The organism is Actinosynnema sp. NPDC023587 (assembly GCF_040640215.1).
GTDB lineage: Bacteria > Actinomycetota > Actinomycetes > Mycobacteriales > Pseudonocardiaceae > Actinosynnema.
In genome coordinates this window covers 1-15,610 of record NZ_JBFABG010000011.1, presented here as the reverse complement: position 1 = coordinate 15,610, position 15,610 = coordinate 1, and the positions used below count along the sequence as shown (strand labels likewise).

The window sequence follows — 15,610 nt, the reverse complement described above, 5'->3', positions numbered from 1 at the left end:
GTCAAACATTTGACGTACTCAGTGCGTTATTCAGAAATCCTTCTTCACCAGCCCAGGCGGTATAATTCCAGGGCGACGACGACTTTGACGACGCTTGGGTGCAGGGAGAAAAGATGACGATGCGCGTCAAGGCCGCGAGCGTGCAGTTCTGCCACCGCGCGGGGGACAAGGAGTACAACCTCGCCACGATCGCCCGTTATGTGCGGGAGGCGGCGTCCCGAGGTGTGCAGCTGATCGTGTTCCCGGAGATGTGCATCACCGGCTACTGGCACGTCGTGGGCATGGACCGGGCGGGCATCGCCGCCCTGGCCGAGCCGGTGCCCGACGGCCCGAGTGTCACCGCGCTGCTCGCGCTGGCCCGCGAGCACGGCGTGGTGCTGGGCGCGGGCCTGATCGAGGTCGACGGCGACACCCTGCACAACAGCTACGTCGTGGCCGAGCCGGACGGCAGTTGGCACGTCCACCGCAAGATCCACGCGTTCGAAAGCGAGCACATCACCCCGGGCGAGGACTACACCGTGTTCGCCTCCACGCTCGGCTGCACACTGGGCGTGCTGACCTGCTACGACAACAACATCGTCGAGAACGCCCGGATGACCGCGCTGCTCGGTGCCGACATCCTCCTCGCACCCCACCAGACCGGCGGGGTGGCCTCGCGCAGCCCGCACGCCATGGGCACGATCGACCCCGCCCTGTGGGCAGCCAGGGACACCGACCCACAGGCCATCGAGGCGGAGTTCCACGGCGACAAGGGTCGCGGCTGGCTGATGCGGTGGCTGCCGTCCCGGGCGCACGACAACGGCATGTTCCTGGTGTTCGCCAACGGGGTCGGCCTCGACCACGGCGAGGTCCGCACCGGCAACGCGATGCTCATCGACTGCTACGGCCGGATCATCGCCGAGACCTGGCGGGCCCGCGACGAGATGGTCGTCGGCGAACTGGACCTGTCCCTGCTGGCCCGCAGCACCGGCCGCCGGTGGCTGCGGGGACGACGTCCCGAGCTCTACCGAGCTCTGACGGAACCGACCGGCCGGGAAATGGCACCCCTCGAAGCCCGCTTCTCCCCCGAGCCGACCTGACCGCCCGCCGCGCCACCGTCTCCGCGAGCGATCCCGGGCCCTCGCCGCCCCCTGGCCGGACCGGGAATTCCGGCGCAGTGCTGTTCGACCTCGCGAGTACGTACGGGCGGGCACCGCTCAGGGTGGAGGTCTCGAAGAAGTCGCCTGCCAGCAGGGCTTCGGCCCAGGAGTGGAGGAAGGTCGGCCGGGGCGCTCGGGGCGGGATCTCGCCGCGTGGTGTCGTGCGAGGAGGCCCCGGTGCCACCGCAGCACTGATCGCCGGTGGAGAACTGCGTTCTGGCACTGCCCAGTTGACGTCCCAGGACGGTGATCCGGTGCCGTAGCGCCAGTATCTCCACGGCCTTGCCCCGATCGCTCATGAGCGGCAGACGCAGCAAGGCGAACACATCGGTCACGCCGGGGTAGGCCAATCGGAGCAGCATGGCCGGTCGTCATGCCGCGCCGTCAACGAGGCCGTGAACGCGATCTCTTCCACGGCTGTTCCGATCTCTTGTCCTGCTCACACCTCTCGCCGGCATGGATGAGGTCATCGGCGGGCACAGGGCCAGCGGCGCTGCGATGTCGTCGGTGCCGCCGCTTGACATTGTTTGTAATACCACCCATACTGATTGTAGTTGGTAATACAAACTACTTCTACGTGCCCGGAAGGTCCCCATGCGAAAAAGCACCGAAGTCACACTGGCCGCTGCCGTGGCCCTCACCGCCGTGCTGGGTTCGACGGTCGGCTCACCCCTGGCAGAAGCCGACGACAGGAACCCCGCACCCGCGAGGACGGTTGCCGCCGGCGGGATTCCGGCACTGGTGCACCCGGCCGCCGATCTCGGTGCCAAGACGCCGGGTCCGGAGGACGACTGGGCCGACTCGATCTACTTCACCAGCCGGGTGAACGCCGGGGGCCACGACCTAGGTCTGCTGGTGCACACCGTGCGCATTCCGAAGGGGCCGGGCAACCTGCTGCTGTTCTCCGTCCACGACGCGACCACCGGCTGGTACAAGAGCCACGCCACCAGGGTCGACGCGAGCGACTACGCCTGGAGCACGACGGGCCTCGACATCACGGCACCCGGTCTGAAGTGGACAGGGGACGCCCAGCGGATGTCCGTCTCCCTCGACGTGCCGTGGGGCTCCCTCGACGTCGTGCTCCAAGCGCGCGGACCGGCCCTGAACTACGGCGGCACCGGAGCGTTCTCCCTCTTCGACCGGACCAACTACGAGTTCGCCCTTCCCGACCTGCGGACAACCGGCACCCTCACCCTCGACGGGCACCCCCGGCAGATCACCGGCCAGTCCTGGCTGGACCGGCAGTGGGGACCGACCGACGGGGCACCGGGCAATCACTGGAGCTGGATGAACCTCACCATGCCCAACGGTGATGCGGTGGCCGTCTGGGACGCCGTCCGAGCCGACGGTGAGACGCACACCTGGGCAACGGTGTTGCGCAAGGACGGTTCCTACGAGGTGGCGTCCGTCGTGCCGCTCGCCGACGACGCGGGTGAGCACTGGACCAGCCCCACGACCGGACAGAGGTACCCGACCCGGTGGATCGTCAGCATCCCGGCGCTGAAGACCCGTCTCACGGTGCGAGTCACCGGCAACCCGGGACAGGAGATCATCCTCGGCGGCAACGGGCGGCTGGAGGCCACCGCCGCGTTCGCAGGGACCTACCACGGTGCCGGGGTCACCGGTAAGAACTTCGTCGAGATGTTCGGCGACTGGCACTCCTGAACCTCCTGCGGTGCCGGGCGCTCTCTGCTGTCCTGGGGCTCGACAAGTCCACGTTGTCCGGCCTCGGCGAACGGGCCGGGTGCCGCAGACTCGCGGACGGTCCGGGACTGCCCCGGCGTGCCGCCCGGCCCCGGGAGGGAGTGGGCCCACGGTCTCTCAGCGGAGCGCCGCGTCGAGCGAGACGGCGGCGGGAGGGGGCAGCGGTGCGCCGCCGTCGGCCCGGAACGCCTGCAACAGGTAGGCGACCAGGCGGCGGGAGGCGGCATTGGTCGCCTCCGGTGTGTCGCCCCGGACACCGCTGTTGGCCAGCAGGACAACGGTCAGGTCGGTCAGGTCGAAGTCCCGGCGCAGCGCACCGGCGGCCTGCGCGCGCTCCACCAGTTCCGCGAACCCCCGCTCGGCCCGCTCGCGCGACGCCCGGAACTGCGCGGTGTTGGGGAAGGCCGTAACGCACGCCTTGGAGAATCCCCGGTCCTGCGCCTGCATCGCGCACATCTGCCCGATCACCTGGCAGAAGGCGTGCCACGGGTCGGGGTCGGAGAGCGCAACGTCGAGCAGGTCGCCGCATTCGACCATCTGCTCGGAGAACACCGCCGCGACCAGGTCCTCCTTGGTCGGGAACCGGCGGTAGAGGGTGGCGACGCCGAGCCCGGCGCGGCGCGCGATCTCGCTCATGGGGACGCCCAGCCCCTCCGTCGCGAACACCTCCCACGCCGTGTCGAGGATCTTGGTCCGGTTGACGGCCGCGTCCGTGCGCAAGCGGGGTGATGTCGTCGGCACGTCTCTCACTTTAGGCGAAGCGGAAGCCCCCGTCCGGTTCCGCTTGCTAGAAGTGGAGCATGTCTTCCACTTCGATGCGCCTGGCCACCTTCGACCGCTACGGACCGCCCGAGGTCCTGTCCGTGACCACCGGGCCGGTGCCGCGCCCTCGCGCGGGCGAGGTCCTGGTGCGAGTGCGGGCGGTGTCGGTCAACGGAGGCGAACTCGCTCTGCGCGCCGGGCGGCTGCGCCCCTTCAGCGGCAAGCGGTTCCCGAAAGGGGTGGGGATCGACCTGGTCGGCGAGGTCGTCACCGCGTCCGGCAGGTTCGCGGCGGGCGACCTCGTGTGGGGGTTGTTCGGGCGGCGGGCGGGGTCGGCCGCCGAGTACGCCGCCGTGCGCGCGGATCGGCTCGACCACGTCCCCGCCGGGCTCGACGCGGTGCAGGCCGCCGCGCTGCCCGCCGGGACCACGGCGATCACCGCGCTGCGCGACGTCGCCGCCCTCGCGCCCGGCGAGCGCCTGCTGGTCCGTGGCGCGACCGGCGGCGTCGGGTACGTCGCCGTGCAGTTGGGCAAGGCGATGGGGGCGCACGTCACCGGACTGGCCGGCGCGCACAACCTGGACCTGGCAAAGGAACTCGGCGCGGACGACGTGCTCGACTACCGCGCCCCCGGCGACCTGGGCCGCTTCGACGTCGTCCTGGACACCGTCGGCACCGACCTGCCGGCTTTACGCCGCCTACTCACCCCGCGCGGACGTGTCGTCACGATCGCGTTCGACCTCGACCACCCGGTCCGCTCACTGGCCTACATCGCCGCCCACTCGGTCCACCGTCGCCGCTGGGTGCGCGCTTTCAGCGGCAACCCGACCGCTCCGCTGTTCGCCGAACTCGGCCGTTGGGTCACGTCCGGGGCGATCCGCCCGCAGGTGGACCGGGTGTTTCCCCTGGAGCAGATCGCGGGCGCGCACCGCGCGCTGGAGCAGGGCGGTGTCCGGGGCAAGATCGTCGTGCGGATCGACTGACACCCCTTCGCCGTCCGTGCGTCCGACCGACTTCGGGTGACCAGAACCCGAATCGTCAGCAGGCCGCCCGTTCGGCCGCGTGGCGACGGCGCAACGCCGGGTCTTGGAGAGCCGGTGGGACGTAGGAGATGTCGAGCGGGCCGAGGTCGGTGCCCGGCGGCACGATACCGTCGATCCGGTCGAGCACCTCGTCGTCCAGGATGGTGGTGGCACCGGCCAACAGGTCTTCGAGCTGCTGCACGGTTCGCGGGCCGATGATCGCGGAGGTGACGCCGGGGTGGGTCACGGCGAAGGCCATCGCCAGGTGGGTCAACGAGAGTCCGGCTTCCCGGGCCAGCGGGAGCAGTTCCTCCACCGCGTCGCGCTTGCGCTCGTCGGTCATGTGCCGGGGCACCCAGTGCATCTTGCGCGGGTCCCGCACCGGGTCGCCCTTGCGGTAGCGGCCGGTGAGCAGCCCCATCCCCAGCGGGCTCCACACCAGCACGCCCATGCCGAAGCGCACGCAGGTGGGCAGGATCTCGCGCTCGATGCCCCGGTTGAGGACGGAGTACGTCGGCTGCTCGGTGCGGAAGCGCTGCAACCCGCGCCGGTCCGCGACCCACTGCGCCTCGACGATCTCCGAGGCCGGCAGGTTGGAGGAACCGATGGCGCGGACCTTGCCGCTGCGGACCAGGTCGGTCAACGCGGACAGGGTTTCCTCGACATCGGTGTGCGGGTCGGGGTGGTGGACCTGGTAGAGGTCGATGTGGTCGGTTCGCAGGCGTCGCAACGAGTGCTCGACCTCGCTGATGATCCAGCGGCGGGAGCTGCCTCGGCGGTTGGGATCGTCTCCCATCGGGCCGTTGACCTTCGTGGCCAGCACCACGTCATCGCGACGTCCCTGAAGCGCGGTGCCCACGATCTCCTCGGAGACCCCGTGGGGGCCGTAGACGTCGGCGGTGTCGATGAAGTTGATTCCCGCGTCCAACGCCCGGTGGACGATCCGGGCGCAGTCGTCGCGGTCGGGGTTGCCGATGCCGAAGTTCATGGTGCCGAGGCAGTAGGGGCTGACCTGGATTCCGGTGCGGCCGAGTGGGCGCGTCCTCATTGCGGTGGTGTCCTGTCACGTGTGGGCGATGACCGTGGCCCGGGAAGACCACGTGCGAGCGAGGGCGGACCCCGCTCCGTTCGCCCACTGTCGCAGGGGAAGCGGCCGGTTTACGTCCTCCACCCCGGCGCGCGATCAACGAGCGGAGCGGCCGACATGGCCACAGGCGCTCCTCCCCCGCGAGCACCGCTGCCGGGTACGAGGTGCGAACTCGAAGCCCCAGTCGCCGGACCGGATCAAGGGGTTCCCCCGGCGCGTGCGGCGCGACGGCCCAGCTCAGTGAAAGCGTTCCGCAGAGGAGGCGGGCCGACCACCTCGATCTCGGTGTCGAAGCGTGCCAGCCGCACCGCGAGCGCGGGCCAGGACCAGGAACCGGTTTTCAGCCTGGTCCTCGTGGGACCGACCTCTTCGGCGACACCGTCTCCGGCGAACGGAGCCACCTCGGCGAGGGGGAGCCCGAGGATCACCTCCCCCTGGCACGGCCAGGCGTCGACGCTGTCGGAACCCTTGAACCGCGCGGAAAGGAAGGTGACGACGTCCCCGCCGGGCACCCGCCGTGCGGTGAAGCGCGGCCCGTTGGGCACGCGGAGCGTCATCCGGTCCACGCGGTGGACGCGCCAGTCCTCGCGCTCGGCGCTCCACCCGACGAGGTACCAGCGACCGGCCCGGACCACCAGGTGGTGCGGCTGCGTCCGGCGGGGCTCCTGCGGGCCGCCGACTTCGCCGCCGCCCGGTGAGCGGTAGTCGAACCGCAACTCTTCGCGGGCCCGGATGGCATCACTCACCGCCAGCAGCAGGTCGACGTCCACCTGCGGGTCGCCGCCGCGCCCGGTCGATTCGGCGGCGGTGATGTCGAGGGTGTCGACACGATGGCGCAGCCGGGACGGCAAGACCTGCCGCACAGTCCCGAGAGCCCGTACGGCGGCCTCCTCGATGCCCGCACCCGTTGCCGCCGCGATCCGCAGTGCCACGGCGATCGCGATCGCCTGCTCCTCGTCGAACAGCAGCGGCGGCACCTGACTGCCCGCGTCCAGCCGGTAACCGCCGTCCGGACCTTTCACCGCACGGATGAGGTAACCGAGCTCGCGCAACCGGTCCACGTCGCGGCGCACGGTCCGTTCGCTGACACCCAGCCGCTGGGCGAGCAGTGGTCCGGACCAGTCGCGGCGCACCTGCAACATCGACAACAACGCGAGCAACCGGGCGGACGTGGTCGTCGACGACGAGATCGGCATGGCCCCCATGGTGGCACCAGTAGCGGACATTCCTTGTCCGCTACCTCCGTCACGATGGTGTCGCCGCCGGGAATCACCGACGGCGAACACCACTTCTCGAAGGACCACACATCATGTCGATCAACGCTGTCGCACACCTGAACTTCCACGGCCAGGCCAGGGAAGCCCTGGAGTTCTACCGGTCGGTGTTCGACGGGAAGGCCACCGTCGCCACCTACGGCGACTTCGGGATGCCCGCCGGGCTGCCCGACGCCGAGAAGGTGGTGTTCGGTCAGGTCGTCGCCGACAACGGCTTCCGGGTCATGGCCTACGACGTGCCGGGAGAGAGCACCCCCGTGGCCGGTGGCGCGCCCACCACGCGTCGGGAGAACGGCACCACGATCACCGAGGAGCCCTTCTTCCTCTCCGTCCGCGGGGAGACGGTCGACGAGGTCACCGAGTACTGGAACCGCCTCGCCGAAGGCGCGACGGTCGTCGAGGCCTTCGGCCCCGCACCGTGGGCACCCGCCTTCGGGATGCTGACCGACCGCTTCGGCGTCACCTGGATTCTCGACGTGGCGGCCGGTTACGGCCAGTCCTGAGGTGACGGTGCCGAGGAGCGGCCGTGCCGCCCGCTCCTCGGCACCGCAGGCGCGACCCGGCGGCCGATACCGTGGTCGATAGCGGCGATGGCAGGGCGTTGATGTCGGATCAGGACACCACCGTCGCGATCCGCTGGAGGATCGCCGCGTTGGTCCTGGGCGCGTTCGCGGGGGTGCTCAGGTCCTTGAGGCGCTCGTCCGCCTCGAAGACGGCCGGGTCGGCGTTGGGTTCGTGGTAGAAGAACCGCCGCACGCCGGCCTTGGTCGTCAGGTAGCCGGAGCCGCTCATTGTGCCCACCCACACGACCTCGGTGAACCCGCGATGCCCGATGTCGCCCGCGCGCAGTGTGGTAATCACTTGGTGGATCGCCTGGACTCCGGCGTCGAGGGTGTGGAGCCGACTGGGAGGCAAGGTGCTTCGGCGCGGCCGGCAGAGTTCGCCGTACACGTGAGCCTTGCCGACCCGCGCGACCGAGACCGGAACCCGCACGCCACAACAGCGCGCATCACGGTATCCATCCTGCACAACGCTCGTGTTGCGCTGCGAGGTGGCGTAGGGAGGCTGGGCCACGACCATGGTCAGGGGTCGGGCAGTTGCGGGAATCGCGCCTAATTTATGGCCCACGCCACGAGGAGCCGGCGCTTCCACCGCGTCAGGGGCCGCGCCGACGTGGTTCTCCTCGGCACCGGACGCGGCCACCACCGCTGCGAGCAGCCCTCGGCGGTAGAACACCTCGGCCGACCCGGCGGTCAGACCGCGCAACCCGAGCGGGAGCGCCTTGAACGGCGACCCGGACTCCTGGTCCCGTTCGAGGACCAGCACCGAACAGCCGGTCAGGGCGAGTTCGCCCGCCAGGAACAGGCCGACCGGACCGCCGCCGACGATCAACACGTCGTGCACGGGAATTCCCCCTCGTGAGAAGACCGATGGGCGAACCCGGTCGGGTGGGTCAGCGCAGACGGGCCAGGCCGTCGAGCACGATGGCGATGCCAGCGAGGAACTGCTCGCGGTCGTCGTGTCCCCTGTCCTGGTCCACGATGGTGCGCAGGAACGGGTAGTTCTCGGCGTCGAGTTCCCGCCACGTCGTCGAGAGCACGTCGAAGAACTCTTCACGGTCCACATCGGACGGCCCGCCCGCGGTGTCCCCGTCGAGACGGGCGTGCTGGCCGACCGCTCCGAGGATGTAGTGCACGAGTGTCGACGTCGCGTTGAACCAGGAGGCTCGCGGGACGCCCAACGCGCCCACCTGGCTGCCGATCCTCTCGAAGACCTCGACCGTCACCGGCCCGGCCGGGTCGGGTCGCGGACAACCTGGAGGGTCAGCCGCGTGGCGAGCCACCGGTGTTCGGCTATCGCGTCGAACAGGGCCAGCGCGACCGCGCGGATCTCCTCCTCGGGCGCGGCACCCGCCCGAGGAGGCTCGGTCGCGAGAGCCGCCGTGACGATCGTTTCCGTTGCCGCGTCGAGCAGTTCGTTCCTGGTGCCCACGTGGTGGTAGACCGCCCCGGACCCGGTCGCCAGCCGCTCGGTCATCGCCCGGACCGTCAGCGCGCCCTCGCTGCCCGAATCGAGCAGGTCGATCGCGGTATCGAGGACCTGCTCCCGGGAGAGCACCTGGTTACGCCGCCGAGGTTGGCGGGCTCGTGCGGTCACCGGCCCACCGCAACAGGTTTTGGAGCGCTGCACCAAGTTGGTGCAGCGCTCCAAAACACGACGCGTGGCGATGAGTAAGCCGATCGAAGGCTCGTAGGGTCAGCGCCGGGCGCTGGGTGGTGTCCGTCCCCGCCTACTCGGTGAACATGGTGAACGACAGCGTGCGGTCGAAGCGCTTGTCGGCGAGATCGTCGCGACTGATCAGGAAGCACCCGTGGTGGACCTCGCTCCGGGTGCCGAACTGGGCGAGCGGCAACCATTCACGAGTCAGCCGGTACTTCTCCACCTCGCCCGGGTAGAACCGTTCCGATCCCGGGAAGTCCGAGTCGTCACGCCGGCTCGTGATGCCGGCGCGCGCCATCTGCGTCCACGGGTCGTCCTGGCCGCCGATCTCCGAGCAGTACCCGCCGATGGTGATCACAAGGTTTCCGTCGGCATCCGGCCAGAGCTCGTCGACCAGCTCGCACAGGTCCTCGACGTGCTCCAGCTCGTCGAGTAGCTGCTCCTCGATCGCCGAGTCCAACTCGTCGAAGTCGTAGTCGTCCTCTTCGATCCACTCCGGCAACTCCGGCTGGACCCAAGCGGAAAGCGGGCCTTCGGGGGCGAGGAAGGGGATGTTCTCGTGGAAGGGCGTCGTGCTGTCGTGGCCGGGCGGCGGTGACGCCACCGCCGTCTCCGCACCCGCCGGGACGTGCACGACGCGAGCGAACTCCGGCACGTCCGTGCCGAGAGGAGCCAGCAGGTCGTCCTCGTGGTGCAGGAAGAAGAGCAGCGAGCCGTCCTCGGGCAGGGGAAGCCTCCCGACCCTCGGGAGGACCGCACAGTCGACGGAGGCGATGAACGGCAACGGGTTTCCTCTTTTATCACTCGGCCACTCCGCACCCACCGGCAACCGGGGAAGCCCTCCCCGCTGACCGACGACCTGCTCGTCGTGGCCGGGAGAACCCAAGCAGATCGCGAATCGGAGGTGATCCGTGAACTTGTCGATCTCGTCGTTCGAGATGCCCCGATCGATCGCCGCACGACGGAACTGCTCGTAATGATCCATGGTGCGGCATGATCGCAGACGGCCGGAGGTCCCTCAAGCCGGACCGTTTAAGGCCGGTTTTCCCAGAACCTGTTCAGCCACAGGCATGTGCCGACGTCCCGCAAGGCATGGGCCGCGAGTTCCCTACCGCGACCTGGCCCGCGTTCGACCGCGCCGACGTGCCGTGCACTGGTTGCACGACAGAGGTTTCCGGTCGGCTGCCGCGCCCTTCACATTGGTGTTGAACGGTTCTACGGACCGTTGACGGGCAAGGTGCCGGTCACGCCCCTCGTGTCCGCTGTTCCCCCACCGGAGAGGGAGTCGAGCAGACCGGTGAGCAGCCGGCGTTCGTCCGCGCGCAGTCGATCGAGGAGCGGCGCGAGTGTCGCGCGGACCTCTTCCTGCACCCGTTCCGCCAGTTCGTGTCCCGCAGGTGTGATGAAGACGTCGACCGCACGGCGGTCTTCCGCCGACTTGCCCCGGGCCACGAGACCCCGTCGCTCGGCCCGTTCGACGAGTCCGGACATCGTGGACTTGTCCAGACCCAGGAACGCCGCCAGCTCGGTCATGCGCGGCCGGCGGTCGCGCAGGAGACCGAGCACCCGCAACTGGGTCAGGGACAGGTCGTGCTCGGAGCCGATGCGGGTGAGCACGGCCATCACCCGGAAGGACGTCCGGACCAGAGCGTCCTCAAGCGCAACGTCAGATCTCATGTCCCGATCCTACTTGACATAGTTTGCCTTGCCAACCAAACTCAAAGTAGTGGGCAATGCAAACCAAACCTGAGGGGGTGCCGACACGGTTGTCCACTCCCCCTCCTGCACGACGTGCAGGCCCGCAAGGCACCGGTCCACCAGCCCCCGTCCCAAGGAGAGCCATGCCCGCCACCAGCCAGAAGCGTTGTCTCGTCGTCGGTTCCGGCATCAGCGGTCTGGCCACCGCGATCCGCCTGCGCCAGATCGGCTGGGAACCGGTGATCGTGGAGCGAGCACCCGACCGCCGGTCGGGCGGCTACTTCGTCGCCCTCTTCGGTGCCGGTCGGGCCGCCGCACGACGACTCGGCTTCGACGACGCCATCCCCGACCGGTCCGTACGCGACGGCAGGACCTACGTCGTCGACCGGGCCGGCCACCGCAGACCAGGTCTGGGATTCGGAGACCTCCCCGGTGACCAGCGCATGATGCTGCGCGGTGACGTCGAGACCGCCGCGTTCGACGCACTTCCCGGCCACGTGGAGATCCGCTTCGCTACCCGACCCACGAGGATCGAGCAGGACGAGTCCGGTGTGGACGTGACCCTCGACCACGACGGGGTGACCACCACGGAACGGTTCGACCTCGTCGTGGGCGCTGACGGCCTGCGCTCCACCGTCCGGCAGCTCGTCTTCGGCCCGCACGAGCACCACCTCCACCGGCTCGGCCACATGATCGCCGCCCTCGCCCTGCCGGACCCGCTCGACGGCGTCCCTGCGCGCGACGGCATCAGCCTGTTCGAACCAGGCCGCGCGATGTGGCTCTTCCCCTTCGCCGACCGGCCGCACAGCCTGCTCTTCTCCTACCGCACCGATGACGTCGACGGGCAGTTCACCGGACGACCCGCCGACCGGGTCCGCGCCGCCTTCGGTCCGGAACCGGCCGGTCCGCTGCTCGGACCGGCACTGGACGCGCTCGACGACACCGGCGACTTCCTGTTCGACACCGTGGAGCAGACCCGGATGGACACCTGGTCACGCGGCCGGGTGGTGCTGGTCGGCGACTCCGCCTGGTGCGTCAGCCTCTACGCCGGCATGGGCGTCTCCGCCGGACTGGCCGGAGCCGACCTGCTCGGCACCGTGCTGCACCACCACTCCGGTGACATCCCCGCCGCACTCAAGTCTTGGGAAGCCCGTCTGCGGCCCCACCTCACCGTCTACCAGCAGGCGGGCTTGAGCGGACAGTCCTTCTTCACACCCGACAACCAACGGCAGATCGCACTTCGGCCGATCATCGCGCGCAGCACCCGGCTCCCGCTGATCGGCGACGCCCTGCGATTCCTCCAGGCCAACAGCAAGATCAACCGAGAAAGGGGACTCGACATCGCCCACGATTCCGTTGTGCCGCCCGGACGTGCGAACCACCGGCACCAAGCCCGCTCGTCTGCGTGAAGGTCCAGAAGATACCGGGCAGTCAGCCTTCAAGCCGCGAACTCGTCGCCCGCACTCACGGCGGCACCGCTTGACGGTGTCGTCCACTCAACACACAAGGGGAAGATCAATGCCCACAAACCAGACCAGACGCCGAGCGGTGGCCCTCGTCGCCGCAGCGGTGACTGTGGCATTCGGTGTGCCGATCGGCTCTTCCGTCCAGGCCGCCCCCTCCGAGGCGTCCACCCCCCGCCCGACCACGTCGGGCATCCCGGCCATCGTCAATCCCGCGACCGACCTGGGCCGGCACGCGCCGGGGCCCCAGCCGACCTGGTTCGACTCGGTCTACTTCACCAGTTCGGTGCGGGCGAACGGTCAGGAGTTCGGCCTACAGGTCCACACCCGCATCCTGCCGAACAGGGGCGAAGCCGCGTACCGCTGGACGTTCTCGGTGATCAACAAGACCACCGGGTGGTACAAGGACCACGCCGTGATGGTCGAGCCGGAGGACTACCGGTGGAGCCAGGGCAAGCTCGACATCCACACGCCGGGACTGAGCTGGACCGGTGACACCACCCGCCAGTCGGTGCAGGTCCAGACGCCCTGGGGATCGCTCGACGTCCAACTGTCACCCACCGGCCCCGCCCTGAACTACGCGTCGACCGGATTTTTCAACCTGGCCGACGGCGTGCCCAACTACCAGTTCGCGCTCCCGGCGATGCGGACGTCCGGAACGCTCGTCGTCGAGGGCAGGAAGCACCAGGTCGTGGGCACCTCCTGGCTGGACAGGCAGTGGGGCGAGATGCCCACGTCGCTCGTCCGGTGGACGTGGATGAACCTCGGCATGCCCAACGGTGACAAGGTCGCCATCTGGGACACGATCGGCACCGAAACCAAGAACAGTTGGGCGACGGTCCTGCACCCGGACGGCTCCTACGACGTGGTCGCCGTCGAACCCCTCGCCCAGGGCGTCTCCCGGCAGTGGACCAGCCCGGCCACCGGCCAGACGTACCCCACCCGGTGGCGCATCCGGATTCCCGCCCTGCGGTCCGAACTCGACGTGCAGGTCACCGGAAACCCGGACCAGGAGATCGAAACCCCCGACGGGAGCGGTTACCTGGAAGCCACGGCGGCGTTCACCGGCAAGTACGACGGCAAGAACGTTCGCGGCGAGAACTACGTCGAGATGACCGGCGAGTGGTAACCCTGACCACCACCAAAACCGTTCGCACCTGACACGAACCCAGGCAGACTCCCCGGAGTCGCGAATCGGCGTGGCGCGTGGACAGTTCCCGGAACCGCTCGAAGCGGTCGGAGCAACGGTTTCACACCGGCAGCCCGGTATCGAAGTCAAGTTTCGGGCTGTCCACGTGCGAGTAGCAATGCCCCAGGTGGGGGCGGGGCTCCGTCCCGTCCCCACCTGGGGCACGGCCGGTCGACCGCAGGCCGGTGTCCCCCGTGAGGACTACAGAGAAGTGTCCCCACCAAGGGGATTCGCGGTGTCGCAGTCCCCCATAGGTTTTGCCGAAGACGGCGTCAGTGCGTCACGGCACGCCGAGAAACTGGAGGGCAAGCGCGTTGAAGACAATGCAACGGTCAGCGGGAACCGATATCACCCGGAGGTTCACCGGCGTGGTGATCGCGGTGGCGCTCACCGTCTCAGCGGCGGCCTGCGACTCCGACCCGGAAGGAAACGCGACGAGCGAGGACGCACCACCGGCCGTCACCGAGGTGGTCACCACGCCGCACATCACCTGGGGCACGTGCCCGGCGTTGGCCGAGGGTGCCAGTCGCGACCCCCTGCTCACCTGCGGAACGGTGAAGGTCCCGCTCGACCACCGGAACCCCGGTGGCGAGCAGATCGAGGTGGCCGTCTCGAAGCTGCCGGCGGCGAAGGCCGGCGACCGCCGTGGTGTGCTGCTGCTGAACCCGGGCGGCCCGGCGTTGCCCGGCCTGGACACACCGGGTGTCGTGGCACCGACCCTGCCGCCGTCGGTGTTGGCGGCCTACGACCTGATCGGCTTCGACCCGCGCGGGGTCCAGCACAGCACCCCGCAGAGCTGCGGTCTCGACGACCCGTCTCTCGTCGGCCTCTTCCCGTACCCGGCTGCGGACGGCTCGATCACCGCGAACGTCGACCACGCCCGCACCAACGCCGAACGGTGCACGACGAAGGCCGGTGCGAAGCTCCGGCACTTCACCACCGCCAACACGGCCCGCGACATGGACCTCATCCGCGCGGCGCTCGGTGAGAAGAAGATCTCCTACTGGGGCCAGTCCTACGGCACGTACCTCGGCACCGTCTACGAGTCGCTGTTCCCGGAGCGCGCCGACCGGGTGGTCCTCGAAGGCAACGTCGACCCCACGAAGGTCTGGGCCAACGCGAAGGACAACTGGGGCAAGGCCATGTCGGAACGCTTCCCCGACGCGGCAAGGGTCGCCGCGGCGCAGCACGCCACGCTCGGCCTGGGCGGCACCGTCGACGAGGTGACCCGGAAGTACCTCGCACTCGCCGACCGCCTCGACCGCACCCCCGCGCCCGTCCCCGGCACCCCGCTGGCCCTGACGGGTGCGATGCTGCGCACCGTCACCTACAGCCTTCTGCTGAACAACGAGACCCTCCCGGTGCTCGCGCAGTTCTGGAAGGCCGCCGTCGGGCTGACCGATGGCCCGCTCACCGAGGCGGACCGCCAGGTGCTGCAACAGGTGTTCACCGCGCCGCCGCCGACCCCGGGCGTGCCGGTCGACAACCAGGCCACCATGTTCCTGGCACTGACCTGTGGTGACGCGCAGTGGCCCGGCGACGTCGACGAGTACGCCCGCCGCACTGCCGAGGACCGCGCGGCCTGGCCGCTCACCGCCGGGATGCCCGCCAACATCTGGGCGTGCGCGTTCTGGCCGAAGCCGATCGAAGAGCCCGTCCGCGTGACCGACAAGGGGCCGCGCAACACGCTGATCCTCCAGAACCGCAGGGACAACGCCACGCCGTGGGAGGACGGCCTCGGGCTGTACGAGGTCCTCGGCAAGCGAGCGGCTTTCGTCGGCGCGGACAACGGCGGTCACTACGTCTACAACCAGGGCTCCACGTGCGTGGACGAGGCGACGGTGACGTTCCTGATCACCGGCCGGCTGCCGGACGACAAGGTCCACTGCACCGACATCACCCCGCAGTGACCGCAATTGCCAGCGGTAGGTATTGGTAGACCAGAAACTCCTGGTGGCGCGGCCGGACACCGGAAACCGCACCTCGACGGTCTGCACCGGGGCCGCCCGCAGCGCCGCCACGTGCTGGTCCGGGTCACCGGTGGTGGCCGTG

Annotated in this window: 14 protein-coding genes and 1 pseudogene; 7 read left to right on the top strand and 8 right to left on the bottom strand. The window is 69.4% G+C overall.

What is annotated here, in order from left to right; translation table 11 throughout:
• The first annotated feature begins 113 nt into the window (after window positions 1-113).
• Both AB0G01_RS25570 and AB0G01_RS25565 read left to right on the top strand, forming a co-directional pair.
• Complete coding sequence (locus AB0G01_RS25570; RefSeq protein WP_360949787.1) at window positions 114-1,079, top strand: nitrilase family protein; 966 nt, start codon at window positions 114-116, stop codon at window positions 1,077-1,079.
• A gap of 654 nt (window positions 1,080-1,733) precedes the next feature.
• Entirely contained in the window at window positions 1,734-2,804 is a 1,071-nt protein-coding gene (locus tag AB0G01_RS25565; RefSeq protein WP_360949784.1) for a lipocalin family protein, read from the top strand.
• A gap of 156 nt (window positions 2,805-2,960) precedes the next feature.
• Here the strand turns inward: AB0G01_RS25565 and AB0G01_RS25560 are convergent, their stop codons facing one another.
• Window positions 2,961-3,584: a helix-turn-helix domain-containing protein gene (locus tag AB0G01_RS25560; protein WP_360949781.1), complete on the bottom strand. Its 624-nt coding sequence runs from the start codon at window positions 3,582-3,584 to the stop codon at window positions 2,961-2,963.
• A 59-nt stretch (window positions 3,585-3,643) separates the two neighbouring features.
• On the opposite strand from AB0G01_RS25560, the gene AB0G01_RS25555 reads away from it, so the two are divergent.
• Window positions 3,644-4,588 (top strand): NAD(P)-dependent alcohol dehydrogenase, encoded by a 945-nt coding sequence (locus AB0G01_RS25555; protein ID WP_360949778.1) that lies wholly within the window; start codon window positions 3,644-3,646, stop codon window positions 4,586-4,588.
• 55 nt (window positions 4,589-4,643) lie between these two features.
• Here AB0G01_RS25555 and AB0G01_RS25550 read toward each other — a convergent pair whose 3' ends face one another.
• Window positions 4,644-5,675 carry an aldo/keto reductase gene (locus AB0G01_RS25550; RefSeq protein WP_360949775.1) on the bottom strand — a complete coding sequence of 344 codons (1,032 nt, stop codon included), beginning with the start codon at window positions 5,673-5,675 and terminating at the stop codon, window positions 4,644-4,646.
• A gap of 236 nt (window positions 5,676-5,911) precedes the next feature.
• Complete coding sequence (locus tag AB0G01_RS25545) at window positions 5,912-6,910, bottom strand: WYL domain-containing protein (RefSeq protein WP_360949772.1); 999 nt, start codon at window positions 6,908-6,910, stop codon at window positions 5,912-5,914.
• A 113-nt stretch (window positions 6,911-7,023) separates the two neighbouring features.
• Between AB0G01_RS25545 and AB0G01_RS25540 the strand changes: the two genes are divergently transcribed.
• Complete coding sequence (locus tag AB0G01_RS25540; RefSeq protein ID WP_360949769.1) at window positions 7,024-7,491, top strand: VOC family protein; 468 nt, start codon at window positions 7,024-7,026, stop codon at window positions 7,489-7,491.
• Window positions 7,492-8,167: 676 nt separating this feature from the next.
• Here AB0G01_RS25540 and AB0G01_RS25535 read toward each other — a convergent pair.
• The 5 genes and pseudogenes from AB0G01_RS25535 to AB0G01_RS25515 all read right to left on the bottom strand — a co-directional run.
• Window positions 8,168-8,392: pseudogene (locus tag AB0G01_RS25535) on the bottom strand (FAD-dependent oxidoreductase); the annotation flags it as partial.
• 49 nt (window positions 8,393-8,441) lie between these two features.
• The gene (locus AB0G01_RS25530) at window positions 8,442-8,774 is read right to left on the bottom strand and encodes a TetR/AcrR family transcriptional regulator C-terminal domain-containing protein (protein WP_360949766.1); all 333 of its coding nucleotides are present in this window, start codon (window positions 8,772-8,774) and stop codon (window positions 8,442-8,444) included.
• The gene (locus tag AB0G01_RS25525) at window positions 8,771-9,145 is read right to left on the bottom strand and encodes a hypothetical protein (protein ID WP_360949763.1); all 375 of its coding nucleotides are present in this window, start codon (window positions 9,143-9,145) and stop codon (window positions 8,771-8,773) included. Before AB0G01_RS25525 ends, AB0G01_RS25530 begins: the two co-directional genes overlap by 4 nt.
• A gap of 133 nt (window positions 9,146-9,278) precedes the next feature.
• Complete coding sequence (locus AB0G01_RS25520) at window positions 9,279-10,193, bottom strand: YwqG family protein (RefSeq protein WP_360949760.1); 915 nt, start codon at window positions 10,191-10,193, stop codon at window positions 9,279-9,281.
• Between the two features lie 230 nt (window positions 10,194-10,423).
• Window positions 10,424-10,885: a MarR family transcriptional regulator gene (locus tag AB0G01_RS25515; RefSeq protein ID WP_360949757.1), complete on the bottom strand. Its 462-nt coding sequence runs from the start codon at window positions 10,883-10,885 to the stop codon at window positions 10,424-10,426.
• A gap of 164 nt (window positions 10,886-11,049) precedes the next feature.
• Here AB0G01_RS25515 and AB0G01_RS25510 point away from each other — a divergent pair, with 164 nt between their 5' ends.
• The 3 genes from AB0G01_RS25510 to AB0G01_RS25500 all read left to right on the top strand — a co-directional run bounded on the left by AB0G01_RS25510 (window position 11,050) and on the right by AB0G01_RS25500 (window position 15,468).
• Window positions 11,050-12,315 (top strand): FAD-dependent monooxygenase, encoded by a 1,266-nt coding sequence (locus tag AB0G01_RS25510; protein ID WP_360949754.1) that lies wholly within the window; start codon window positions 11,050-11,052, stop codon window positions 12,313-12,315.
• A 178-nt stretch (window positions 12,316-12,493) separates the two neighbouring features.
• Window positions 12,494-13,498 (top strand): lipocalin family protein, encoded by a 1,005-nt coding sequence (locus tag AB0G01_RS25505; protein ID WP_360949751.1) that lies wholly within the window; start codon window positions 12,494-12,496, stop codon window positions 13,496-13,498.
• A gap of 428 nt (window positions 13,499-13,926) precedes the next feature.
• Entirely contained in the window at window positions 13,927-15,468 is a 1,542-nt protein-coding gene (locus tag AB0G01_RS25500) for an alpha/beta hydrolase (RefSeq protein ID WP_360949748.1), read from the top strand.
• Window positions 15,469-15,610 lie beyond the last annotated feature (142 nt).